Origin of the sequence: Haladaptatus sp. R4, from assembly GCF_001625445.1 — an archaeon.
Classification (GTDB): Archaea; Halobacteriota; Halobacteria; order Halobacteriales; family Haladaptataceae; genus Haladaptatus.
Map to the genome: position 1 here is coordinate 770933 of NZ_LWHG01000021.1, position 24705 is coordinate 795637.

General features: G+C 62.2%; 25 protein-coding genes and 1 pseudogene. 15 read left to right on the forward strand and 11 right to left on the reverse strand.

Features of this window, described 5'->3' with window-relative positions:
• Positions 1 to 73: 73 nt before the first annotated feature.
• Positions 74 to 1306: a digeranylgeranylglycerophospholipid reductase gene (locus A4G99_RS13455; protein ID WP_066145228.1), complete on the forward strand. Its 1233-nt coding sequence runs from the start codon at positions 74 to 76 to the stop codon at positions 1304 to 1306.
• Positions 1307 to 1353: 47 nt separating this feature from the next.
• On the opposite strand, the gene A4G99_RS13460 is transcribed toward A4G99_RS13455, so the two are convergent.
• Positions 1354 to 1677 (reverse strand): MazG nucleotide pyrophosphohydrolase domain-containing protein, encoded by a 324-nt coding sequence (locus tag A4G99_RS13460; protein ID WP_066144501.1) that lies wholly within the window; start codon positions 1675 to 1677, stop codon positions 1354 to 1356.
• A 174-nt stretch (positions 1678 to 1851) separates the two neighbouring features.
• Here A4G99_RS13460 and A4G99_RS13465 point away from each other — a divergent pair, with 174 nt between their 5' ends.
• The 3 genes from A4G99_RS13465 (at position 1852) to A4G99_RS13475 (ending at position 5832) form a co-directional block, all read left to right on the forward strand.
• Complete coding sequence (locus A4G99_RS13465) at positions 1852 to 3114, forward strand: NUDIX domain-containing protein (RefSeq protein WP_066145231.1); 1263 nt, start codon at positions 1852 to 1854, stop codon at positions 3112 to 3114.
• 125 nt (positions 3115 to 3239) lie between these two features.
• Positions 3240 to 4112 carry an ABC transporter ATP-binding protein gene (locus A4G99_RS13470; RefSeq protein WP_066144504.1) on the forward strand — a complete coding sequence of 291 codons (873 nt, stop codon included), beginning with the start codon at positions 3240 to 3242 and terminating at the stop codon, positions 4110 to 4112.
• A gap of 1 nt (position 4113) precedes the next feature.
• Entirely contained in the window at positions 4114 to 5832 is a 1719-nt protein-coding gene (locus tag A4G99_RS13475; protein ID WP_066144507.1) for an ABC transporter permease, read from the forward strand.
• Positions 5833 to 6033: 201 nt separating this feature from the next.
• Here the strand turns inward: A4G99_RS13475 and A4G99_RS13480 are convergent, their stop codons facing one another.
• Positions 6034 to 6606, reverse strand: a complete 573-nt coding sequence (locus A4G99_RS13480) for a hypothetical protein (protein ID WP_066144510.1) — start codon at positions 6604 to 6606, stop codon at positions 6034 to 6036.
• 129 nt (positions 6607 to 6735) lie between these two features.
• On the opposite strand from A4G99_RS13480, the gene ddh reads away from it, so the two are divergent.
• A complete protein-coding gene (ddh, locus tag A4G99_RS13485; protein WP_066144512.1) occupies positions 6736 to 7671 on the forward strand; it encodes a D-2-hydroxyacid dehydrogenase in 936 nt (311 codons plus the stop codon).
• Positions 7672 to 7770: 99 nt separating this feature from the next.
• Here the strand turns inward: ddh and A4G99_RS13490 are convergent, their stop codons facing one another.
• From A4G99_RS13490 to A4G99_RS25965, 3 genes are all read right to left on the reverse strand, one after another.
• The gene (locus tag A4G99_RS13490) at positions 7771 to 8883 is read right to left on the reverse strand and encodes a M20 family metallopeptidase (RefSeq protein ID WP_066144515.1); all 1113 of its coding nucleotides are present in this window, start codon (positions 8881 to 8883) and stop codon (positions 7771 to 7773) included.
• Positions 8884 to 8964: 81 nt separating this feature from the next.
• On the reverse strand, positions 8965 to 9267 hold the full coding sequence (locus A4G99_RS13495) for a hypothetical protein (protein WP_223301873.1): 303 nt from the start codon (positions 9265 to 9267) through the stop codon (positions 8965 to 8967).
• Between the two features lie 26 nt (positions 9268 to 9293).
• Entirely contained in the window at positions 9294 to 9527 is a 234-nt protein-coding gene (locus A4G99_RS25965) for a hypothetical protein (RefSeq protein ID WP_190303775.1), read from the reverse strand.
• Between the two features lie 81 nt (positions 9528 to 9608).
• Here A4G99_RS25965 and A4G99_RS13500 point away from each other — a divergent pair, with 81 nt between their 5' ends.
• Positions 9609 to 11441, forward strand: a complete 1833-nt coding sequence (locus A4G99_RS13500) for a PINc/VapC family ATPase (protein WP_066144521.1) — start codon at positions 9609 to 9611, stop codon at positions 11439 to 11441.
• 179 nt (positions 11442 to 11620) lie between these two features.
• Entirely contained in the window at positions 11621 to 11869 is a 249-nt protein-coding gene (locus A4G99_RS13505; protein WP_150123107.1) for a DUF4242 domain-containing protein, read from the forward strand.
• Between the two features lie 63 nt (positions 11870 to 11932).
• Here the strand turns inward: A4G99_RS13505 and A4G99_RS13510 are convergent.
• Both A4G99_RS13510 and A4G99_RS13515 read right to left on the reverse strand, forming a co-directional pair.
• A pseudogene (locus tag A4G99_RS13510) lies at positions 11933 to 12957 on the reverse strand (NAD-dependent epimerase/dehydratase family protein).
• Positions 12958 to 13063: 106 nt separating this feature from the next.
• The gene (locus A4G99_RS13515; RefSeq protein WP_066145234.1) at positions 13064 to 13342 is read right to left on the reverse strand and encodes a helix-turn-helix domain-containing protein; all 279 of its coding nucleotides are present in this window, start codon (positions 13340 to 13342) and stop codon (positions 13064 to 13066) included.
• Between the two features lie 338 nt (positions 13343 to 13680).
• Between A4G99_RS13515 and A4G99_RS13520 the strand changes: the two genes are divergently transcribed.
• The 4 genes from A4G99_RS13520 (at position 13681) to A4G99_RS13535 (ending at position 17950) form a co-directional block, all read left to right on the forward strand.
• Complete coding sequence (locus A4G99_RS13520; protein WP_066144526.1) at positions 13681 to 13992, forward strand: hypothetical protein; 312 nt, start codon at positions 13681 to 13683, stop codon at positions 13990 to 13992.
• Positions 13993 to 13994: 2 nt separating this feature from the next.
• On the forward strand, positions 13995 to 15806 hold the full coding sequence (locus A4G99_RS13525; RefSeq protein WP_066144531.1) for a ribosome biogenesis/translation initiation ATPase RLI: 1812 nt from the start codon (positions 13995 to 13997) through the stop codon (positions 15804 to 15806).
• 152 nt (positions 15807 to 15958) lie between these two features.
• Entirely contained in the window at positions 15959 to 16645 is a 687-nt protein-coding gene (locus A4G99_RS13530; RefSeq protein WP_066144534.1) for a thioredoxin domain-containing protein, read from the forward strand.
• A gap of 45 nt (positions 16646 to 16690) precedes the next feature.
• Positions 16691 to 17950, forward strand: coding sequence for a hypothetical protein (locus A4G99_RS13535; RefSeq protein ID WP_066144539.1), 1260 nt, complete (start codon positions 16691 to 16693; stop codon positions 17948 to 17950).
• Here the strand turns inward: A4G99_RS13535 and A4G99_RS13540 are convergent.
• Positions 17947 to 19314, reverse strand: coding sequence for a cytochrome P450 (locus A4G99_RS13540; RefSeq protein ID WP_066144542.1), 1368 nt, complete (start codon positions 19312 to 19314; stop codon positions 17947 to 17949). The genes A4G99_RS13535 and A4G99_RS13540 overlap by 4 nt on opposite strands.
• A gap of 81 nt (positions 19315 to 19395) precedes the next feature.
• On the opposite strand from A4G99_RS13540, the gene A4G99_RS13545 reads away from it, so the two are divergent.
• Entirely contained in the window at positions 19396 to 20055 is a 660-nt protein-coding gene (locus A4G99_RS13545; protein WP_066144545.1) for a helix-turn-helix domain-containing protein, read from the forward strand.
• Here A4G99_RS13545 and A4G99_RS13550 read toward each other — a convergent pair.
• A complete protein-coding gene (locus A4G99_RS13550) occupies positions 20043 to 20579 on the reverse strand; it encodes an archaemetzincin family Zn-dependent metalloprotease (protein WP_066144548.1) in 537 nt (178 codons plus the stop codon). The genes A4G99_RS13545 and A4G99_RS13550 overlap by 13 nt on opposite strands.
• A 39-nt stretch (positions 20580 to 20618) precedes the next feature.
• On the opposite strand from A4G99_RS13550, the gene A4G99_RS13555 reads away from it, so the two are divergent.
• Complete coding sequence (locus A4G99_RS13555; RefSeq protein ID WP_082837844.1) at positions 20619 to 21008, forward strand: UPF0146 family protein; 390 nt, start codon at positions 20619 to 20621, stop codon at positions 21006 to 21008.
• 32 nt (positions 21009 to 21040) lie between these two features.
• On the opposite strand, the gene A4G99_RS13560 is transcribed toward A4G99_RS13555, so the two are convergent.
• Both A4G99_RS13560 and A4G99_RS13565 read right to left on the reverse strand, forming a co-directional pair.
• Entirely contained in the window at positions 21041 to 21244 is a 204-nt protein-coding gene (locus tag A4G99_RS13560; protein WP_066144551.1) for a heavy-metal-associated domain-containing protein, read from the reverse strand.
• A gap of 111 nt (positions 21245 to 21355) precedes the next feature.
• A complete protein-coding gene (locus tag A4G99_RS13565; RefSeq protein WP_066144554.1) occupies positions 21356 to 21967 on the reverse strand; it encodes a methyltransferase domain-containing protein in 612 nt (203 codons plus the stop codon).
• A 124-nt stretch (positions 21968 to 22091) separates the two neighbouring features.
• On the opposite strand from A4G99_RS13565, the gene A4G99_RS13570 reads away from it, so the two are divergent.
• Positions 22092 to 22964 carry a TIGR01548 family HAD-type hydrolase gene (locus tag A4G99_RS13570; protein ID WP_066145240.1) on the forward strand — a complete coding sequence of 291 codons (873 nt, stop codon included), beginning with the start codon at positions 22092 to 22094 and terminating at the stop codon, positions 22962 to 22964.
• 238 nt (positions 22965 to 23202) lie between these two features.
• Positions 23203 to 24651, forward strand: coding sequence for a PKD domain-containing protein (locus tag A4G99_RS13575; RefSeq protein ID WP_066144557.1), 1449 nt, complete (start codon positions 23203 to 23205; stop codon positions 24649 to 24651).
• The last annotated feature ends 54 nt before the right edge of the window (positions 24652 to 24705 follow it).

A 24705-nucleotide genomic window follows, 5' to 3' on the forward strand; every position in this document is an offset into this window, starting at 1 on the left:
CGACCGCCGATTCCCCCTCATTGCAAGCGTTCGAAACGGAGGAACCCTCCTCATGTGCGACGAAGGTGACGGCATGAGCGAGCACTACGATGTGATCATCGCAGGTGCGGGCCCCGCCGGTGCGCAGTGTGCGCGGGACTTGGCCCAGCGTGGCTACGAGGTCGTCGTCCTCGAAGCCGAGAAGGAAGACGGCTTCCCACAACAGAGCAACAAATCGACCGCTGGGACGTTCTCGTCGATGATGGCGGCGTTCGGCATCCCGGACGAAGTCGTGATGAACTACACCGACAACGTCGTCCTCGAATCCCCGAACGAGTACTTCGCCAAGTCCCAACCGGGTGCGGTTCTCGAATTCGCCGATTTCAAGCGCTTCTTGGTGGAAGACAGCCGGGAGGAAGGTGCCGAATACTGGTTTGGCTCCCGCGTCGCGAAGCCGATCATGGAGCACAACGAGATCGTCGGGGTTCGCTACTCCGGCAATCAGGAAGTGTACGGCGACATCATCATCGACGCGACCGGTCCGAGCGCCCCGCTCGCAAAGCATCTCGGCGTGAGCGACCTCAAGCGCGAAAATCAGGCCATCGGCGTCGAGTTCGAGATGGAAGGCGTCGATATCGACCCCGAGGGGTACGCCGACCTCACGGACGCGATGATGCTTCGACTCGATCACGACCTCGCGCCCGGCGGCTACTCGTGGATCTTCCACACGGGCGAGGACACGGCGAAAGTCGGACTCTGTTACATCCAGAACGAGAGCCACAGCGACTACGCCAAGGAGGGCATGGGCATCGACGACTACCTCCAGTACTGGCTCGACAACGACCCACGGTTCGCGAACGCGGAGCGAATCGAAGGCAAGCAACACCGTGGCTCCGCCCACATCCAGACGCCGGGCGCGCTCTCCACGGACAACTTCATGGCCATCGGCGACACCGTTCCGACTATCGACCCGCTCTGGGGCGAGGGTATCCACGTCGGCATGAAGTCCGCACGCGCGGCGGCGATAACCGCCGACCGCTGTTTCATGACGACCACCCCCGACACGTCGGCGGACAACATGTCCATCTACGACAACCTCTGGCACAGCAACGTGGCACCCAACGCCCGGATGCGCCTGCTGATGACGCAACTGCTCTACCTCGCCGAAAACGAGCGCTACGACACGCTGATTCGCGACCTCAAACAGCTCAGCCACAGCACGCTGGCGAACGCGAACAACGGCCAGATTCGCGGCATGCTGAAGCTGATTCACCGGGAGGACATCCCGCTCCTCAAGCGGTTCGCCAAAGAGCGGCTTCCGCTGTAACGGTCGGATCTCGAAGTACTCTCCGTTTTACTCGGTTCTCGAAGTGCTCACTTGTCGAAATCAGTTTCCGCTTTCGACATCGCGCTTCCGCTCTCGTGAATCCGCTCCCGATACTTTTCGAGCGCTTCGTCCAAGGCGTCGCCCGCGTCCACGTCGAGGGCGTTCGCCACCGCGAGCAGCGAGAACAGCGCATCGCCGATTTCGTCCGACTTCACGTCGAGCGCTTCCGAATCAGCCCCCCATTTCGATGATTTCGTCGCGTCGGCCGCGATTTCGCCAACTTCGGCCGCCAAGTCGAGAATCTGGAACTCCGGGTCGCACGTCATGCCGTGCTCTTCCATGAACGCGGCGACGGTTTGCTGTTCGTCCATGTTCACAGTCAACGACAGTTCGAAGTAAATTTTCGGGGTGTTGCTTCGATGATAAGTACGACGCGGTCGGCATCGTTTCGGAGAACCGACCTCGTCGGTTCCGCCAAGACAATTACTCTACTCGTCGTCGCGTTCGCCCACAGGTTGAACTCCCGCGCTCTCGTCGCTTCGCTCATGGACGAAACCCACGTCGTGACCTGCATGCTGCGCAACCGTGGGGAGGTGTTGCTCCTCCGGCGAAGCGAGGAGGTGGGGTCGTACTCCGGGCAGTGGGGAGGGGTGGCCGGACACGCGGAGGGGAACCCCGACGCCCTCGCGCGCGAGGAAATCGAGGAGGAGACCGGACTGCTGGACGACTGCACGTTCGTCCGAGCGGGCGACCCGTTCGAGGTGGACGACGAATCGCTGGACAAACGCTGGGTCGTGCATCCGTACCTGTTCGACTGTACGAACCGGGACGTACGGATCGACTGGGAGACGACCGAGGCGGAGTGGGTCCAGCCGACGGAAATCCTTCGTCGAGAGACGGTTCCGGACCTCTGGACCTCCTACGACCGCGTCGCGCCGACGGTCGAATCGGTCGGCGAGGACGCCGAACACGGGTCGGCGTATATCTCCGTCCGGGCGCTCGAAGTCCTTCGGGACCGAGCGGGAACGTGTGCGGTTCGCAGGGAGAGCAACAGCAGAGACTGGAACGAACTCGCCGCCCTCGCCCGCGACTTGCTCGACGCCCGTCCGAGCATGGCCGCGCTGGGAAACCGCGTGAATCGCGCCATAGCCGACGCGAGCAGGGGAGCGGACCCCGAGACGGTCGAACGCGCCGCTATCGAGGGCATCGAACGAGCCTACCGCGTGGACGAGGACGCGACGGAAAACGCCCGTGAGGAAATCGCCGACGCCGCGGTGCTCACGCTCTCGCGCTCGGGGACCGTGCTCGATGCGCTCCGGAACGCGGCGCGCGTGTTCGTCGCCGAATCGCGTCCCGCGAACGAGGGAGTGGGCGTGGCGGAGGCGCTGGCCGAGGGAACCGACGTAACCCTGCACACCGACGCCGCGACGGCGCACGTGCTGGCGACCGAAGAAATCGACTGCGTCGTCGTCGGCGCGGATTCGGTGCTCCCGAGCGGCGACGTGGTGAACAAGACCGGAACGCGGGGCGCGGCGCTCGCGGCGAACCGGGAGGACGTCCCCGTTCTCGTCGTCACCGCGACCGACAAGGTTCGGACGACGGACGAACCCGTGCTGGAAGACGGCTCACCGAATGCGGTGTACGACGGCGATGCGGACCTGTCGGTGGTGAATCCGACCTTCGACGTGACGGCCGCCGAACTCGTTTCCGGCTACGTGACCGAGCGCGGTATCCTGGACCGCGGGGGAATCGGTTCGGTGGCCGAGAAACTGGAAGGTCTCTCACAGTGGACCGACGACCGTTCCTGAGCTGAATCAGCGGGAAACAGCGTTTGGCTGATGTACGAGGAAGAGTTCGCCGAACTTGTCGAAATGGCTCGACCGAGTAATTGTCGGTGAGTAATTACTAATGTTTTGACCAGAGAGATTTGCCAATGAAGCTCCATACGGAAAATCTCGGAAAGCAGTACTCGGAGCAAGTCTGGGGAATCCGTGACGTCACCCTGGAGATGCACGACGGGATTCACGGTCTGTTAGGCCCGAACGGAGCGGGGAAATCGACCCTCATGAGCGTTCTCACGACCGTGATGAAACCGACGACCGGCACGGCATACTGGAACGATACAGATATCGTCGAATCGCCGGGAGCCGTTCGACCCGTTCTCGGCTATCTCCCGCAGGATTTCGGCGTCTACCCGGACCTCAAACTCGAAGAGTTTCTCGACTACGTCGCCGCCCTCCGTGGACTCGACAGCGAGACGGCGAGTGCCCGTATCGACGAGCTGTTGACCCTCGTAAATCTGGTCGATGTCAGGGGACGAAAGCTCAAGACGTTCTCGGGTGGCATGCGTCAGCGCGTCGGTATCGCACAGGCGTTGCTCAACGACCCGGACCTCCTCGTCGTGGACGAACCGACGGTCGGGCTGGACCCCGAAGAGCGCGTTCGGTTGCGGAGCGCCTTGGCGAACACCGCCAGCGACCGTATCGTCATCCTCTCGACGCACATCGTTCCGGACGTCGAAGCGACGGCCAACAAAATAGCGCTGCTGGACGACGGCCGACTGGTCACGCACGCGAGCGTCGAGGAACTCATCGATCGCGTTGCCGGTGACGTGTACGAGTGCATCGTGTCGCAATCGGAGCTGAACGCGTTACGCGAGGAGTATCCGATCTGTAGTACCGTCCAGCGGTCGGACGGGGTCAAAGTTCGGCTGATCGCCGAGACGCCGCCGACCGACGCCGAACCGGTAACCCCGACGCTCGAAGACGCGTATCTCGAAACGGTCGAACACCGGCACGGGAGCTAAGATGACACGAACGACCGGGACGCGGACGAAGCTACGACAGTCCTACCACGTCGCGCGGGCCGATTTCCTTCAGCGAGCACGCTCACGTCGCCTACTGGTCGTGTTGGCCGTGATCGCGTACGTCGGATACCTGGTCAACGTGGGGGGAATCAAGCTCGCGTACCAGATACACCGCGACGGGACGATGACGGCTTTCCACGGGGAGCCGACGGCAGCGTACATCGGGTTGAAAGCAGGGCTGACAGGATCAGTGGTGCTGTTGTTCGTCGGATTTTATCTGATGAAGAACGTGCTCGACCGCGACCGAAAGTACGAGGTTACACGGCTGGTCGCGAGCACCCCAATTTCGGACCGAACGTATCTCGTCGGAAAGTGGCTGAGTAACGTCGCGCTCGGCGTCGTCATCGTCGTGACGCTCGGGTTGTCCACCATCGCAAACCACGCGGTCAACGGCGTCGGTCCGACGAACCCGATTTCGCTCCTGTTCCCGCTGTTCGTCTTCGCGCTTCCCCTCTGTGCGCTCGTCGGGGCAGTTTCGCTCCTCTTCGAAACCGTCGATACGTTGAACGGCACGTTCGGAAACATCTGCTATTTTTTGCTCGTTCCGATGGTGTTGGGAACGACACTCTCGCCGGTCGGGAGCACGCTGCCGAGCGAACTCCCCCTCTGGACGAAAGGGTTCGACGTCATGGGCTATCTCGCAGTGTACTCGCTGACGGCGGGCGCGCTGCTCGCCCAACAACCGATGTACGACGGGGGTCTTCCGTCGGTCGGCACGCTCGAAGCACAGAAGACGTTCTTTTGGAACGGCGGAGCGTGGCCACATTGGGTGTTCCCACAACGTCTCGGATTGGTGCTTCTCGGACTTCTCGTGGTCTTCCTTTCGACCGTTCCGTTCGACCGCTTGTCATCGACCGAACCATCGAGTGGCGGGGGGTGGTTCCCACGGCTCCGCGTTGGCGTGCCGACGTTCGGCGTGCCGTCTCGAATACGGGCTTCGATACCCGTCGTCGGCGGAACCGATAGTTCGACATCTCCGACCGGAGGGCAGACGGTCGAATCGGTATCCCTGACCCCCGTCGAGAGTCGGGGTTCCGGTGAAATCCGTCAACTGGCCGTCGCCGAGTTGCGGCTCGCGCTTCGGGGACGACGGTGGTGGTGGTACTGTGGGGCCGCCCTCCTGGTCGCGATTCCGCTCGGCAGCCTTCTGACTGCCGGTGTCACGCAGGTCCCGGTCGATGCCTTCCGCACGTCGGTGTACCCGTTGGCGTTCGTCTGGCCGCTGTTGATCTGGTCCGAGATGGGGGTCCGAACGGTTCGCCATCGGATGATGCCGCTGGTACTCGCTTCGACGAATCCGATTCGACAACTCGTCGCGGAGTGGCTCGCCGGCGTCCTCGTCGCGGTTGCCGTCGGGAGCGGCATGCTCGTGGTGTTCGTCGTTACCGGACGAACCGCGTTACTGGCCGGATTCGCGAGTGGCGTGCTGCTCCCCCCCTCGTTGGCGAGCGCGGCCGGAGGTTGGAGTCGGACGTCCACTCTGTTCGAGCTCTCGTATCTGGCGCTCTGGTACGTCGGCCCGCTCAACGGCGGTTCCCTCCTCGACTTCATCGGTGTGACCACGGACAGCGTTGCGATGGGTGTGCCGTTCGCCTTCATCGGAGTTAGCGCCGTCCTCTTCGGACTTGCGTTGTTCCGCCGGAAGCTGGAAATCGAATAGCGCGAATCGGAAACCCATCGCGGTTCGTCGGACGGGGTACCACAGCGGGCAGGGCCACTACGTGACCCTTTTCACCCCCTACCCTCTACCATCGGTCGGTGGTGATGACGAGATGTTACCCCCACTGAGCCCCTTGTGATGATGGGTTTAACACCGAACCACCGCTTCGATTCACGACGGACGTGACTTCTCGTTCCGATCTTATACGCCTTCGAGCACCGCGACAGCCACCGCGCCGACGACGAGCGTCGTCCGCGGAATCGCGCCCGGTCGGTCGATGCGCACGTCGTAGATGGTCCGGGGATGAATTCGCTTCCCGAGAGTGCCGATGTGTTCGCCGTTCGAGGCCGTGATGGAGAACGTACGGGGGAACGGAGAGACGAGTTTCGTGACGCCGTTCAACGCGCCGAAGACGCCCCGTCGGGAATCGAGTTCGGCGAGCGTCTCGCCGTCCGGTCGTTCGATGGTCCAGTGGCGACTGCCAAGGTCGAACTCCTTCGTGAGGACGAGTCGAGGTTCCTCGGTTCCGGCTTCGACGACGGTGAACTCCCCGGCGATATCGTAGGTCTGTCCCGAATCGACGTGGAAGACGGGATTGCCATCCGAATCCTCGAACGGGAACGTCGCTTTTCCGCCCGCGACCCCTCGTTCGGTGGCGAGCACCGTTTCGCCGTCCGCGTCGTTCACCCATAGCTCCTCGCGGAGAAAGTGTCGCTTGACCGTGCACTGTTTCGGCTCGAACGACCAACCGCCGATGGCACCGCGTCCAGTCATCGTGCCCGATTTGGTACCGGGGTGACAGGAAACCACCGATCTGGTACCGGGGTGACAGGAAACTATCGGCGATCCCGATCCGACTGCCGCCGTCCGAAGATTCATCCTGTCGCCGTGGGTACCCCCTCCATGGAGATATCTCACCTCGGTGTCCACGAGTCCGTTCGCGCCATCTTCCCTCCCGCACAGTTGCGGGATGCGCTTTCGTCCGTCGACCCGACGGTCGTCGTCGTGGGCGACGACCCGGACGAGTTGGCAGACTGCGACGCGCTCGTCACCTTCGCGTACCGTGATTCGTTTGTCGATGCCGACCTCGAATGGATCCACTCGGTTCAGGCCGGATACGACCGCTTCCCGCTGGACGAGTTCGAGGACGCGGGGATCATTCTGACGAACAGCACGGGGATTCACGGCACCAGCGTCGGGGAGACCGTGTTGGGGACGATGCTCCAACTCGCCCGCCACCTGCACGTCTACACCCGCCAGCAGGTCGACCACGAGTGGAGTCGCCCGGACTGGGACGAACCGTTCACGCTGCAGGGCGAATCGCTCTGCGTGGTGGGTCTCGGCACGCTCGGACAGGGAATCGCCAAACGGGCCGACGCTATCGGTATGCACGTCACCGGCGTCCGCCGCTCGGCCGAGTCGGTTCCCCACGTCCGGACCGTCTACGCGGACGACCACCTCCACGAGGCCATCTCGAACGCCCGCTTCGTCGCGCTGGCTACCCCGCTCACCGCCGAGACGGAAGGGTTGATGGGCGAAGCGGAGTTCGACGCCATGCGGGACGACGCCTACTTCATCAACGTCGCCCGTGGACCCTGCGCCGATCAGGATGCCTTGGTTGCCGCCCTGCAAGACGGGGGCATCGCCGGTGGCGCACTCGACGTGTTCGAGGAGGAGCCGTTGCCCGAGGACTCGCCGCTCTGGGACATGGACGACGTCATCATCACGCCGCACGCCTCCGCGATGGAGGTGGATTACTACGATCACATCGCGGAACTGGTCCGGGAGAACGTCCAGCACATCGACGCCGACGAACAACTCACGAACCGCGTCGTCTGAGTCGTGACTGGGCAGTCGATGTCCATCTCCCGGGAACTGCAATCACGAAAAATACGGCGGATCGAGAAACCCCAACTCGGTCCCCATTCGCCACTGCCCCTACAGTCGCTCGGCGGTGTTCAGGTAGATTCGGTAACAGCGCTCCAGCACGTCGATGCCGACGCTCTCGTTCTTCGTGTGGGCTTCACCGGGTTCGGAGGCACCGCAGACCACGCACGTCACGCCCGCTTGTGCCAACCAGCCCGCGTCCGTGGCGTGGGGTTTCGTCACCTGTTCGGGGTCGCTGTCCTGTGCGTCTTCCGCCGCCGCGAGCACCGTGTCGGCGAAGTCGGCGTCGTCGCACTCCATCGGTGGCAAGTCCTGTTCGACGGACCACTCGACGCCGTCGATTTCCTCGACCGCTTCGAGGGCGGCGCGTTCGCCGGGGACGGTGCGCTCGTCGATGGTGACGTCACAGGTCGCGGGAATGACGTTCCACGCGCTACCGCCCTCGATTTCGGTGGCGACGACGCTCCCCGAGAGTTCGTTCCCGAGGACGGAGACGGTAGGAACCGAACAGTCGCGCACGATGTCCACGGCGTCGGTGGCGCGGTAAATCGCGTTTTCGCCCGCTTCGGGTTCGCTGGCGTGGGCGGCCGTTCCGTGTGCCGTGATGGTGCTCGCCCGACGGCCCCGGTGGGCGACGACGACGTCCGTGACGTCCGCTTTCGAATAGTTCGTGGAGCCTTCGGCGATGATAGCACAGTCCGGCGCGAAGTCGTGGTCGATGGCGTAGCGTGCACCGGTCCCGCCGATTTCCTCGCCGACGAAGCTTGCGAAGACGAGGTCGCAGGTCGGGTCGGCGTCGCGGAACGCGAGCATCGAGGCGGCGACGGAACCTTTCATGTCCGCCGCGCCGCGCCCGTACAGGCGTCCATCGCGCTCTTCGACCACGTAGTCGCCGCCGTCGGTCTGGGAGTCGTCCGGCGGAACGACGTCGTGGTGGCCGACGAACGCGAGGGACGTATCGGTCGTTCCGTCGTCCGTCGTTCCGCCGGACTGCGTCTGGGAGCCAGTCGCTCTTCGAGCGATCACGTTTCCTTTTCCGTCGCGGGTGACGTCGGCGTCCGTCTCCGACCGGAGCCATTCCTCGATACGGTCCCCCGCCGCCGTCTCGTCCTCGTGACTCGGAATCGAGACGAGGTCGCGGGTCAACTCGACCAGTTCGTCCATACACCCATCTGTTCGGCGGGGGGCTTAGTATCCAGCAACTCGGCAAGAACGGATCCGGAACTCACGTCGGGAGCGGTAGTTTCACGAGGTGAACTCGTCGGGACAGCATTCGATGATTCGTTCCAAAAACGGGGTTTCCCGATATCGAACCGTCTCAGTCCGATCGTCGTAATCGACCATCGCGGTGTCCCGGAGATACGGAATGTGAACGTGTCGAAGACGTATTTCGGTTTGCTGTGCATTCCCCCCGAGTAGTTCGATCAGTTCTTCGACCGTCGCGGTACCATCCGATGATTCGGAGAGGTAGTACAACAGTCGTCGCCGTTGTTCGTCCGAAAGCGTCTCGAACGTTTCGTCGAGACTCGCGGACGTGAGTGCTACCATCTCGCGCATTTTGTTCTGTTATCCTTCTAATTTTGGCGCTTGCGATAGCAAGTGGCTTTGGCAGCAAGTGACGAAACTCGGAAGCGAACGGCGGAACCGTCAGATTCCACAGTCATCGACGTATTCGTACTCCGCGTAGCGTCGAGTTTCCGCTCGACGGCGTCGAGAAGCCACTCCTCGACTGTTTCGTCCGTGAGGTCGGCTTCGATTCGGTCGCGCGTCTCGGCGTCGACGGTGAGAACGAGGTGGGCGTGACGCATCGACCCACATACGTTACCGACTACCAAAAGCATGACTCACACGCTGAAACCCTTATCAGGCTACCGCACGAACCGAGAGACATGAACGTAGTGCCGGATACGAGCGCCGTCGTCGATGGCCGAGTTTCCCAGAAAGTCGGTGACGGTGACTTTGCCGGGGCGACGGTTCTCATCCCCGAAGCCGTCGTTAGCGAACTCGAATCGCAGGCGAACAAAGGAGAGGAGAGCGGATGGGACGGTCTGTCGGAACTGCAGCGACTCGCGGACTTCGCGGACGCGGGCGACATCGACCTCGATTACGTCGGGGTGCGCCCCGGACCCGAAGAGCAGGGGTACGCCCACCGCGGCGAGATAGACGCACTCATCCGCGAACTGGCCGAGGAACACGACGCCACCTTCGTCACGAGCGACCTCGTGCAGAGCGAGGTGGCGAAGGCCAAGGGGTTGGACGTGGAGTACATCGCGCCGAAGACCGAGGACGTCGGCCGACTCAGTATCGAGGATTTCTTCGACGAGCAGACGATGAGCGTCCACCTCCGGTCGCGGATGCCGCCGATGGCCAAGCGCGGCGAGATCGGCGACATGCACTATCAGAAGATCCGCGACGACCCCTCGACCGACGAGGATCTCAAGGAGTACGCACAGGAGATCATCCAGAGCGCGAAACAGAGCAACGAGGGCTTCATCGAGATCGACGAACCGGGCATGACCATCGTCCAGTTCCGCGACTACCGTATCGCCATCGCGGAACCGCCGTTCGCTGACGCGTGGGAGATCACGGCGGTCCGACCCATCGTCAAGACCTCGCTGGACGACTACGAGCACGCGGACGAACTCCGCGGGCGACTCCTCGAACGCCAGCGCGGCGTTCTCATCTCCGGTGCGCCCGGTGCCGGGAAATCCACCTTCGCACAGGCCGTCGCGGAGTTCCTCGCGGACAACGACTTCGCCGTGAAGACGATGGAGAAACCCCGCGACCTGCAGGTCGGCCCGGAGGTCACCCAGTACACCGAACTGGCTGGCGAGATGGAGAAGACCGCCGACTCCCTGCTGATGGTGCGGCCGGACTACACCATCTACGACGAGGTGCGGAAGACGAACGACTTCGAGGTGTTCGCCGACATGCGTCTCGCGGGCGTCGGCATGGTCGGCGTCGTTCACGCCACTCGCCCCATCGACGCGCTCCAGCGACTCATCGGCCGGGTCGAACTCGGCATGATTCCGCAGATCGTGGACACCGTCGTCTACATCGAGGCCGGGCAGATCGAGAAGGTGTACGACGTTCGGACGGAGGTCAAGGTGCCCGCGGGCATGACCGAGGAGGACCTCGCCCGCCCCGTCATCCTCGTGGAGGAGTTCGAGACCGGAACACCGGAGTACGAGATTTACACCTTCAACCGGCAGGTCGTCACGGTCCCTTTGGAGGACGGTGACGAGAAGGAGACCGGCGTCTCCCGACTCGCCCGACAGGAGATCGAGCGCGAAATACAGTCCGTCTCGCGCGGGCACGTCGACGTCGACCTCCAAGGCCAGAACAAGGCCGTCGTCTACGTGGACGAAAACGACATCTCCTACGTCATCGGCAAGGGCGGCGGGCGCATCGACGACATCGAGAACCGCCTCGGCATCGACATCGACGTGCGGACCCACGACGAGAAACCGTCCTCGGTCGGGACGACGGCGGTGGCTCCAAAGGGGAACGTCGTTACCCCCGAAATCACGTCGCGTCACGTCATCATCCCGCTCGACGGCCACGCCGGGGAGACCGTCGAGGTGCAGGCCGACGGCGAGTACCTGTTCACCGCGACGGTCGGCCGCGGCGGCGATATTCAGGTTTCCCGCGGCAGCGCCATCGCGGAGGAACTGGAGTACGCCATCGACCGGGAACGCCAGATTACCGTCGTTTCGGCGTAATTGGACAGCGTTCAGTCACTATTTGCTCGTGGGAAATCAGCCATCCGCGTCGATTTACGCAATTTTCACGAGCCGTCGTGGTGCTATCTCAAGAATATCCGTTCGAGTAGCTATCGTCCATCAGTAAACGTATCAATCAAAAATATTTATTCTGGTGTGTGTGCTAGATACAAGCTGCCATGCCACTATACATGGACGTACACCGGGGGGTAGAAGGGACCGCCGAAGACGTGGCGAGGGCACACGAGCAGGACATCGAGACCCAGGAGGAACACGGGGTGGAGTACAAGACCTATTGGGCAGGCGAGGACGAGGGAGTGGTCTTCTGCCTCTTCGAGGCACCGAACAAAGAAGCAGGCGAGAAGGTTCACCGGGAGGCACACGGACTCGTCGCCGACGAAATCTTCGAAGTCGAAGAAGGCGAGTGATCGTTCGTCTGTGCACCTCTGTTTTTAGTCGTGATCGATTCAGGGACCCGGTTTTTATCCGTTTTACCGATACTCCGCTAGCTCTGCGACCACGTCCGAGGTCGCCACGCGCCACTCCTCGATGAGCGCGTCCTCGAACGGTTCTTCGTCCCAGTCGTCTATCTCGTCGTTCTCCTCCAACCACTCGACGGTCCGGGCGACGCCGGTCTCGAAGTCGACCGTGTACTCGTGGTTCAGATCGCGTTTCGCCTTGCCGTTGTCGAACGTCGTGGCGAACTGGAAGTGATCGCGGAGCATGCCGGTCCGCTCCGGGACACCGACGTGAGCACGTCGGTCGGGATGTGGACGAGTTCCGGTTCGGGCGCGCCGATGGCGCTGGCGACGCGGCGGTGGTACTGGTTCCACGTGATGAACTCCTCGCTGGTGACGTGGTAGGCCTCGCCGTACGCGGCCTCGTTGCCGACGGCGTTCACGAACGCGCGGGCCACGTCGTCACGGTGGCAGGGTCCCCAAATCGAGGTGCCGTCGCCGTGGACGACGATAGGTTTTCCCGCCCGAAGGCGGTCGAGGTAGTACGTGTCGTCGCCGAAGGTGTGGAGGACGCCGCCGCCCTCGCCGTAGGTGCTCCACGGACGGATGACGGTCGTTTCGAACTTCCCGTCCTCGTGAGCGCCCATGAACACGTCCTCGGCGTCGGCCTTGTTGCGACCGTAGTCGCTCACGTTCGGGTGTCTGTCGGCGTCCTCGGTTATCGGGTTGCGCTCCGGTGGGCGGTGGTAGACATCGACGGTGCTACAGAAGACGTACTGGTCGATGTGGGGCGCGACCGCATCGACGGTCTTCCGCGCCGTCTCGGGCGAGAAACAGACCATGTCGACCAGCGCGTCCGGGTCGGCGTCCGCGACCGCCGCTTCGAGGGCGTCCGTGTCGTGTCGGTCCCCCTGTACGTGCGTCACGGTCTCCGGCAGTTCGCCGTCGCCGTCGTGGTTCCCGCGCGTGAAGACCGTCACGGACCGGTCGTCCGCGACGAGTTGCGTGACGATGCCGGTGCTGATGAGTCCGGTACCGCCGATAACGAACACGTTCATACCGTGTCGTTCGTGCGTGAGAACTAATGGATGCGGGTAGCGGCGAGCGAATCGAACCATCGCAGTCGGCAAAAGGAAAAACGAAAATTGGGAGAGATGAGCGGGGTTATTCGGCACACTGGGCGTCGACGGACTGGTCCGTCTCCGCCTCGGTCGGGACGTTGATTTCGTAGAGGTTCTGTCGCGCGTCGGCGAAGTAGATGTCTTCGTCCACGACGCCGATGTCTTCGAGTCGTTCGAGCGCGTAGCGGACCGTCCGTGCTGACAGCATCGATTCGTCCACGATCTGTTTCTGCGTCAGCGATCCCTTGTATTCGAGAACTTTGAAAACTAATTTCGCACTGGGTGGTAGGTCGTCGATTTCCTCCCGTTCAGTTTGGCTCATCATCGTTACGAATCGAAACACCCCATCGCCATAAAACTATTGAGACGGAGTGACACGGAAAGGGCACGCGTGGCCACTACGACGGTCGTTTTCGGGGGACGAAACGGGTCTCGAAGCGTTTTTGCCGACAGCGCAGCGTCGGCATTGATACTGTTTCACATACACATCGTAAAAGTCATCCACCGTCTGTATTCGGGGGTCGTTCTCCCGAGGGTTTCGTCCCACTTCGGCTTCCCTACGAAACGGCGTTCTCCCGCGTGACGGAGTCGCCTCTGGAGAAACGGCGAGGGATATGGACAAGCGAACATCTTTTGAGGTAGGATACCCGATTGCCACGCATGGCGACTGAAAAGGCATCTGAGCAACGGGCGTCCCATCTCCGTAGTATTACTATTACGTCGCTCGCGTCGATTGCAGGAATCATCGCCGGAGTGGCCTCCGCCATGGTGGCGGGGACCACGGCCACGGCGGCGAAGGATCAGATGGGATTGGTCATTATGCTCGCGTTCGTGGTAGTGCAACTGCCACTGCTGTATCTCATCGGTTACGAACTGGACGGTGTGAAAGACGCGCTCTTCGTGGCGTTCATGACGTTCTCGCTCTGGTTCATTACGTGGGGAATTCTCCTGATTAACCAAGTGAGGATCTGAGAATGGCAGACGACAGTATCGCGGTCGTGGACCTTGAGCGGTGCTCACCCGACCGTTGCAACTACGAGTGTAAGAACTTCTGCCCGCCGAACCGGACGGGCAAGGAGTGCATCACGCTCCGCGGCGAGGACACGACCGAAGGACAGCCCGACCAGGTCCACATCAGCGAGGAGATCTGTCTCGGCGAGACGTGCGGTATCTGTGTCGAGAAGTGTCCGTTCGACGCCATCGAGATCATCAACCTACCGAGCGAACTGCAGGAGGACCCCGTCCACCGTTACGGGGAAAACGCCTTTTCGCTCTACGGACTGCCGGTTCCACAGGAAGGGCAGGTCACGGGTATTCTCGGTCCGAACGGGAGCGGGAAAACGACCGCGGTGAAGATTCTGGCGGGCGAACTCGCGCCGAACCTCGGCCAGTTCGACGACCCGCCGGGATGGGACACCATCCTCGAACGCTATCGCGGGACGGAACTACAGGACTACCTCGGCGATGTGCGAGACGGCGACGTGACCGTCGCCCGAAAACCGCAGTACGTGGACAAGATTCCGGACCGATTCGACGGGAGCACCGCCGAGTTGCTCACCCGAACCGACGAGCGCGGCGTGCTGGACGACCTCCTTTCCCGCCTCGAAATCGAGCACGTCATGGAACAGGACATCGACAGCCTGTCCGGCGGTGAACTCCAACGCGTCGCGCTGACGGCGGCACTCGCTCGGGACGCGGACTTCTACTTCCTCGACGAAATCACGCCGTATCTCGACATCAGCCAGCGCGTCACGGTCGCCCGCCTGCTACAGGAGATGGCAAACGAGCAGGGTCGCTCCATGCTCGTGGTCGAACACGACCTCGCCATCCTCGACTTGGTGGCCGACAACCTCCACGTCGCGTACGGCGAGCCCGGCGCGTACGGTGTCATCACGACGCCGAAATCGGTCCGCAACGGCATCAACGAGTACCTCAAGGGCTATCTCAACAACGAGAATATGCGGATCCGCCCGAACGCCATCGAGTTCGACGCACACGCCCCGCGCGAGACGGTCACGGCCGACCCGCTCGTGGAGTACCCGGACCTCAGAAAATCGTACGGCGAGGGCGAGTTCTCGCTCGACGTGGAGGGCGGGACGATCTACGAGAACGAAGTGTTGGGCATCGTCGGTCCGAACGGCATCGGGAAATCGACGTTCGCGCGACTGCTCGCAGGGCGACTCGAACCGGACGAGGGCGACGTTGACTTCGCGCTGGATATCTCGTACAAACCTCAGTACATCGAGATCGACCAACCGATGCGCGTGGACGTCTTCCTGTCGTCGCTGACCGACGACATGGGGACCTCCTACTGGGACACGGAAATCTCCCAACCGCTCCAACTCGAACGCATCATGGAGCAGGACCTGACCGACCTCTCCGGCGGCGAGCGCCAGCGAGTCGCCATCGCGGCCTGTCTGTCGAAACCCGCCGATCTCTACCTGCTGGACGAGCCATCGGCGTACCTCGACGTCGAACAGCGCGTCCGCGCGACGCGCGCCATCCGCCGCTACGCCGAGATTCAGGACGCCACCGTGTTGGTCATCGACCACGACACGTACATGATCGACCTGCTCTCGGACCGCCTGATGGTGTTCGACGGCGAACCCGCCGAGCACGGTCACGCCGGACGCCCGAAGGGAATGCGCGACGGCATGAACGACTTCCTCGCCAACCTCGACATCACGTTCCGCCGCGACGAGAACGTGGGTCGCCCGCGCATCAACAAACCCGGCAGCCAACTCGACCGCCAACAGAAGAACGAGGGCGAGTACTACTACAGCTAGAGTCGCGTTTCTTTCATCTCACGCGTTTTCGATCCGCATCAGCGGCGGTCGCTCCGTGCGACTGGTGACAAACGACCCGACGCAGAGCGACGGGACCCATCCCCCGAGAACAGACGAAAGGTACTCAATCCAGAAGTCCGAAGGGTACGAAAATGGGTCTCTCACGGCGACGACTTCTCCAGGCGACCGGCGTGACCGGCGTAGCCGCCCTCGGCGGGTGTCTCAGTCTCGGTCAGAGCGGCGATTCGAACGGCGACTACAATGTCGCGGACGCCCCGATTCCCGATAATCCGGGCAAACACACGTACGCGATTGCGGGAACGGGCAACGCCGATACGACGGTGCAGTACTTCAGCAACTGGAAGTGTCCGTACTGCGCGCAGTTCAGCACGGGCTTTCTGCACACGGTGATGTCCGACTACGTCGAACCGGGGAAGATCGACCTCGAATTCCGGTCGCTCGCGTACTACAACGGCAAACCGTTCCTCGGGGCGGACGCACCACGCGCCTCCGAGGCGGGACTCGCGGTGTGGAACGTCGATCCGCAGTCGTTCTGGAAGTACTACGAGCAGGTGTTCTCCAACCAGCCTTCCGAACAGAAGCAGTGGGCGACGACGGACAAACTGCTCTCGTTCATGAAGAAAGCGGGCGTGAAACACCGGGACGAGATCAAGTCACAGATAGAGTCGAAAAAATACGAATCGGAGCTACAGAAGACCGATCAGGCGGCCCAGAAAGCGGGCGTCAACAGCACGCCGATGTTGATCATCGACGGTCAAACGGTCGCCGCTCTCAAGACGGACAAGGTAACCAAACTGTTGGATTCCGCGACGAACTGACCCGAAACCGAATCCCTTTTTCCCCCGTCTGCGTAGGGAGGAGTAGTGATTTCCACGCTCTCCTCGTGGCTTTCTCTCTCGGACAACCGCGCAAAGTTGTTCGCCGCCCTCACGGTCGTTCTGTTCGCCACCGCAGGAGTCGGGGCGCTCACCGCGCCCGACGGCCCCCACCTGACCGTCGATCAGCAGCGCCCGGCCAACAACACCTACATCGCGTTGCAGGGCTACCAACACGAGGGACGCGCCATCGAGGTCAACCCCGCAGGAAAGATCGTCTGGCAGTACACGAAAGCGGACGACGTGTTCGACATCGAAGCGCTCGGACCGAACCGGGTACAGATCGCAACCGCCGAAGAGATTCCCGACGAAAACTGTCCCGCGAAGTACCGGAACGACGGGTACGAAAACTGCGTTCGTGATTCGCTCCGAATCGTGGAGAAGAGCACGAAGAAGACCCTGTGGAACTACTCGTGGTACGACGCCAAACTCCAGCACCACGAACTCCACGACGCCGACCACTACGTCGTCGACGGCGAGGACCGCTGGGTGATGGTCGATATGGGCAACAACCGCGTGTTCGCCGTGAACCGCGACAAACAGATCGTCTGGCAGTGGAACGCCACCGACACCTACGAATTCCCGGACGGGATGGACAAGGAAGGGGACTGGACGCACGTCAACGACGTGGACCGCATCCGACCGGGCGTCTTCCGGATCAGCCTCCGCAACTTCGATACGGTCGCGGACCTGCACGTGCAGGGGAACGGATCGGTCACTGTCACCCCCGTGGTCGGGCCGAATTCGTACTCGAAATCCGGGAAGATCCTATACGAACAGCACAACCCCGACACGCTGGCCAACGACACCCTGCTCGTGGCCGACAGCGAACACGACCGCGTGGTCGAGATTCGAAACAACACGACCACTTGGACGTACGGAGGGAGCGGCATGTTCGACTGGCCCCGTGACGCCGACCGCCTGTCCAACGGCCACACGCTCATCACCGACTCGTACAACGACCGCGTCGTGGAAATCGACCAAAACGGGAAAGTCGTCTGGGCCATCAAAACCGGGTCGCTTCCCTACGAGGCGGACCGAGTGCCAGGCGAGGGAAGCAACGGTCCGACGGCCAGTCAACTCGGGATTCCGAATCGCACCGAGGGAACGTCCGTCGTGAACGAACGGGTCGATTGGGGCGTCGCGATGGCCAAGTACGTCCTGCCGAACGACCTCGCACAACAGTTGGTCACGATGCTCTTCGGCCTGTTGGCGCTCGTCGGGGCCGTCATCGAACGCCTGCGCTAACGGGTTCGAACCGACATTTCTATCGGTTCCGTGGGTTCGAGCGTCGTTCCCATCCGCACGTCGAGACCGTTTTCGGAGCGTCGGTCTAACGCGACTCGCTGTGCTATCGTCGCCAACACGAGTCTGAGTTCCGCGTTCGCAAACCGCATTCCGATGCAGTGACGCGGCCCGCCGCCGAACGGGAAGTAGGCGTAGTCTGGAAGGTCGGCTTTCATTTCTGCCGTCCAGCGTTCGGGTCTGAACTCGTCGGGGTCGTCGTACCACCGACCGTCATTGTGAATCACGAACTGCGGAAGCGTCAACGAAGTCCCTTCGGGAATCGTGTAGCCACCAACCACCGCGTCCTCGGTCGTCTCGCGGAAGATGACGTAGGCGGGCGAGTACCGACGGAGCGCTTCGGTGACGACTTTGTCGGTGTATTCGAGATTTTCGAGGTCGGCCATCGTCGGCCGCCGACCGTCCAACACGGAATCGAGTTCGTCGTGGAGCTTTCGGCGAACGTCGGGGTTCGTCGAGAGCAGATACCAACAGTAAGTCAGCGCCAGCGCGGTCGTTTCGTGGCCCGCGAAGAGGAACGTCGCCATCTCGTCGCGGAGCGCTTTGGGCGACATCTTCTCGCCGTTCTCGTCCGTCGCGTGGAGGAGCATCGAGAGGAAATCGTCCCCCGGGTCGTCGCGCCGTTCCTCGATGAGGGTGTGGATGGCGTCGTCGAACCGCGCTATTGCGCGTCGATACCGACGGTTGGTAGCGGTCGGAATCCACTCGGGAATCAGCGAACCGACCGACCCTGCGTCGCTCTTCTCGTTGATGGCCCGAGTGATACCGATTGCGGCGTCACGAACTGGGGAGCGTTCGTCACGGATGTCGTGGTCGAACAGCGCTTTCGAGAGGATTCGAAGCGTCAACTCCGCCATCGTCTCGCGGAGTCGAATCGTCTCGCCGTCGTCCCACGAATCGGCCGTTTCGGCGGGGAAATCGACCATCGGTTCGGTGTAGGTGTCGATTCGCTCGCGGTAGAACGCGGGTTGCATCATCGTCCGCTGGCGTCGCCAGAACTCGCCTTCGCTCACGACGAGTCCGTTTCCGACGAACTTCGCTCCGCCGTCCCGAATGAACTCGCTCTTGCCGAACTTCGATTCCTCGGTCACGAGCACCTGCTCGACGTAGTCGGGGTGGAGGACGGTGCAGAAATCCTCGCCCGCAACCGAGTACGACACCACGTCGCCGTACTGGGCTAGTCCGTCGTAGAACGCGAACGGGTCGCGGAGAAATCCGAGCGTGTTTCCGATACCGGGATACGATTTCGGTCCCGGCGGAAGCGGAAACTCCGCCGGTCGGTTCGCCGTGAATTTTGACGCGGTCATGAACGAACGTGGTCGCGCCAATCCGAAGTCGATTCTGTCGAATTCACTAGAGATTTTATAAGCAGAGACGTATCTTTCCGTATGAAATACGTTCGGCTCACGCTCCGCCATCCACGGGAGATGCGAAACCCAATGCAGTCGTTCATCATGGACCACGAGTCGATGGAGCGGGCGGAACTGCTGAACTGGAACCTATCGCACTCCGACCGGGATTACGTCCTCTTTCGAATCGTCGGCGAACTCGAAGCGTACGACGAGGCGGTCGCAAACGCGTCGCTGATTCTCGACTACGAGTTGACGCCGCTCGACGGAACCTCGTTTTACGCGTACATCGAACACGAAAAGCGCGACGTGGATAGCGACTTTCGAACCGCGTTCGCGGGGACGAGCATTCTCGTGATTCCCCCCATCACGTACACAAGCGACGGTGCGATGTGCATGGAACTCGTGGGGAGGGCTGGCGACATGCGAACCGCGATGGCGGAGATGGATACCGACATCGACGTCTCGGTCGAACAGGTCGGCGAGTACGACTCGCCGTGGATGGGACTGTGGGCAAGATTGACCGAGCGTCAGCGGTCGGCACTCGAAACGGCAGTCGAAGTCGGCTACTACGATGTCCCGCGTGAGTCCGGTGTCGAAGCGGTGGGTGAAAAACTCGACTGTGCGCCGAGTACGGCCTCGACACATCTGCGAAACGCGGAATCGAGAATAATGCGGGAACTCGTTCAGAGCACTTGACGCTGACAGGTACCGCAGAGGTTCTCCTCTTTGACGTCCACTTCGCGGACGGTCGGGGAGAAGTTCATCACACAGCGGTTGTTGTCGCAGTGTTCGAGACCGAGGGTGTGCCCGATTTCGTGGACGACTTCCTTTCGAACCCGGTCGGAGAACACCTCTTCGGTCGGTTTGGTCGTGATACCGCCGTCGGAGGAGAGGCCGTCCTTCGTGGGTTCCAGTCGATAGGTGGAGATGACGCTGCCGCGTCCGTCGAGATACGCGAGGCCGAATACGTAGTTCCGGCGACGATAGAAGAGGTCCTCCGGGGTGATGGCGATGTTTTTCTCACCCGTCCCGATACGACTGGCTAGCTCGATGAACCCCTCGGCGCGATACTGGTCGCGGTTCGGGTCGTGGGTCCCGGAGGGAATTTCCTGTCGCTCGTGCACCATTACGTCGCAATCGTAAATCGTCCGAAGGGCCGCTGAAGCCTCGCGTTTGACCCGCCCCGTGACGTCCCCCACGGGGACGATGTCAATCAACATGGCAACTTCTATGAGCGGACGATGCATAAACATCCCGCCGTGGACCCGAAACCCCGTGACGAAATCGTTATGCGGCTCGCCAACTATCAGCGCGCCGTCGAGATCGGAATCGGAAATCGACCGGACGTCGCGGGCGAACTCGCGGCGGCCGGTGTCGCCGTCACCGCGACCGATATCGTCCCACGACGAGTGCCCGACGGCGTCGGATTTCATCTGGACGACGTGACGAAGCCGAAACTGGAACTGTATTCGGGGTCCGACCTGCTGTACGCCCGGAACTTGCCGCCGGAACTCCACCGACCCGCCCTCGCCGTCGCGAAGGAGTGTGACGCCGACTTCGTCTTCACGACCCTCGGCGGCGACGGGCCGTCCGTGCCGGTTCGGCGGGAGACGATTCCGGGCGAGACGCTGTTCTGGGCGCGCGAGTGAGTATAAAAATATCCGTTCTTCGTTCCTGGCGCTTACTCCGCTACGTCGTAGCCGATTTCGGTGATGGCCTGTCGAACGCGGGATTCCGTCGCTGGTTCCCCCTGAACGACGACTTCGTTGGCTCGTGCGTCCGGATCGACGCTGCTCACGCCCCGCAGTCCCGTCACCTCGCTTCGGACGATGTTTTCACAGCTCTTGCAACTCATGCCGATGACTCGGAGGGTGTATCGTTCCATCTGCACTCGAAGGGAGGGCGGGAATTTAGTTAATTCCTTGACACCGTGCAGATATATTGACTATTCGGCTGAAAAACGTTCGAAGGGACGAACGACGACGACGATGACCGTCTACGCTTCGGGTTTCGCCACGACGATGGTTTCCGCGGCGTGCTGATGTGGTTCCCCGCCGGACTCGTCGTCGAAAACGAACTCGTCTTCCTTCAACAGTTCCCAGTCGTCGTAGTAGCTTCCGAGTTCGCCCTGTTCGTAGAAGAATTCGTTGTCACCCCAGTCGGGTGCGGTCGGAATCTCGGGATGGTCCACGAAGGCGAACAGGACGTGAATCCCGCCGTCCGTGGTCGCGGTTTTGAACCGCTCGAACTGCGATTCGCGGTTGTCCGGGCGGAGATACTGGAGCGCACCGCAGGAGTAGACGACGTCCATCGCGGGGAAATCGAGGTCGTTGATGTCGGCCGCGCGGGTCTGAATGTGGACGTCGCGCTCCTCGGCGAGTCGTTCGGCCTTTCGTAGCCCGTTCGGCACGGGATCGACCGCGAGAACGCCGTATCCCTGTTCGGCGAGATACACCGCGTCCCGACCCTCGCCGCTCCCGATATCGACCGCTGCGGGTGCCGTTCGTTCGGGTGCGAACTCCAGTACCGTCTCCACCAACCCGTTGGGATCGGTCCCCCAATAAAATTCGTCGCTCCCGTAAAGTCGCTGGAGTTCGTCGTGATCCATGCACGGACCATGAGAGCGAACGACCATAGTCGGTTCGACAGTCACGCGTTACCGCGGGTGGTGATCGACGATGGGTTCTCCCTCGATTCGGCACATCCTTATCGCCGCGGACGAACGCGATGGTATGAACGCCGACGCTGTCGTGCTGGATATCGACGGGGTGCTCGTGGACGTGGCAAACTCCTACCGGCGGGCGATACTCGAATCCGTCGAGCGGGTCTACGACGACACGGTGCCCAAGGACGCCATCCAGTCGTTCAAGGACGCATCGGGATTCAACAACGACTGGGAACTCACCTACGCGGTGGCGCTGTACGTCCTCGCGTCCCGTGAGAGCCTCGATGACACCATCGAGGAGTTCACCGACCGAATCGCCGCGAACGGGGGCGGATTGGACGCCGCAGAACGGGTGGTCGAGGAGGAACTGCCCGAGGACGACCACGACCGAGTGCGCACCGAATGGGACCCCGCGACGCTCCGCGAGGTGTTCCAGCAACTGTACCTCGGCGCGGACCTGTACGCCGACCTCGAAGGGGACGACCCGACGCTGGACACGCGAGGGTACATCAACGACGAACCGGTCCTCATCTCGGCCGAGACGGTAGAAACGCTCACCGCGAACTATCCCGTCGGCGTCGTGACGGGCAGGCCGAGTGCCGAGGCGGACATCGCCCTCGAACGCGTCGGACTGGACGTTTCGGACGACCGCCGGTTCACGATGGACGACTGGGAGCAGGGCAAACCGCACCCGCACGCGCTGGTGACCCTCGCCGAGCGGTTCGACGCCGAACGAGTCGTCTTCGTTGGGGACACGCTGGACGACATCCAGACGGCCGTGAACGCCGCGGAAGCCGACCCCGACCGTGAGTACTTCGGCGTCGGCGTGCTGACCGGAGGATTGACGGGCGACTCCGGGCGTCGGAAGTACGAATCGGCGGACGCGGCGGCGGTCATCGACTCCGTCGATGACCTGCCCGCGCTGTTGGCGGAACGCTAGTACTGTGCGGTGTGGTTCGCCGTCGCGATTCCCTTCGCGAGACGGGTCACCCCTCGATCCCAAAACGCGGTTTTCGCCGAAGGAACGGCCTAAGCGGCCCGCAGGTGGCCCATAACAAAGGCAATCACGACTGTCTCGGAAATCGGTAGAGCACGCACATCGCGTGCTATCGGAGAATCGTGATTATGACGTATCCAGCCACACAGACGCAGTATCGCATTCGGAGGCGACCGGTGCAATGAAGCTTCGCCCCGTGCTTATCGCCCTCCTCGTCCTCTGCTCGGTCGGGACCGCCGTCGCGCTCCCCCCACCGGGAATTCCCAACGGCCCTCTCCCCGACGCGCCGACGAATCATCACAGCACCTACGCCGTCGAGCAGGGCGGATCGTGTACGCAGGTGTCGCCGATTCACGGCAGCAAGAACGTCGTCGACTTCTACGATTACGAGTCCCCGTACACGAACAAGAGCAGTTGGGCCTACGGCTCCTTCGGGACGAAATCCGTCACGCACGAGAACGGGAGCACGATGTTCCTCTATCAGGCCCCGAGCGGCGTGATAAGTCTCGTGATGATTCACGACCGGATGAACAAAAGCCGGACCGGCGGCAGTCTCCCGATCAGCACGGTGACGTTCAAATTCAGCGGCCTGCCGAGTTCGGGCAAGTGGGTGCTGATGGACGATACGTATCCGCACCGGGACGACAAGTGGTCCCGCAACGAGTTGGACTGGATGTGGGCCGGGTCGCGCACCGACGGCGGCGTCTTCCGCGGTCTGCCGGGTGACTCGAACATCACCGTCACGCCCTCGTGGAACCGGGACGCGGCACTGTACAACCCCTCGGAAGCGCACGAGAACGTCACGTCGTGGTCCTTCCTCACGGGCAGCGTTTCGAACCCCGATTCGAAACAACTCGATATGGACGAACCCGTGAGCATCCACGCCGGAACGTGTGGTGAGTCGCTCAACCCCGTCGTGGGCGTCAGCGGCACGGCCGGTGCCGGAAATCCCGTTTCCTTCGACGCGAGTCAAACGAGCGATTCGGGTGGCTCGCCGACGAAGTACCACTGGGACTTCGACAACGACGGAACGGTCGATCAGACGACGACCCGTCCCACGACCACGCACGTCTACGAAACCCCCGGAAACTACATCGCTCACGTGACGGTTGAGGATAACAACGGCCGCCACGCCGGTACGACGGTTCCCGTGACGGTGAAGAAGACGAAGTCGAACATCCGGGTCACGGGCGCGTCGCTCGACAAACAACAGGTCTCGAAGGGGGACACCGTGACGGTCACCGCGACGCTCAAAAACACGGGCGACGGTGCCGGGGAGATTCCGACCGTCCTCGCGGTCGGTGACTCCGTCGGTGACAGAAAACGGGTGCAGGTCGGAGCGGGGGCGACGAAGAAGGTCACCTACAGCTACGAGGCGACCTCGTCCGGGAAACAGGAGGTAGCCGTCAACGGGGTGAAAGCGGGAACGCTCGACGTGCAAACCCCGACGACGCAGCAGAAGACGACGACACAGCAGACGACCACGCACTCGAAGCCGAGCGGGACGACACACGGAACGACCGACGACAACACGTTGCCGGGACCGAACATCGTGTTCAAACATCCCGGTGTGAGCGGTCTCATCGCCGCACTCGTGCTCCTCGGGGCGGCGATAGTGATCCGTCGCTGACGAGAATCGGTGCCGTCGCGTCGCGACGGTGACGAGGTGTTTTTATTCGCGCCC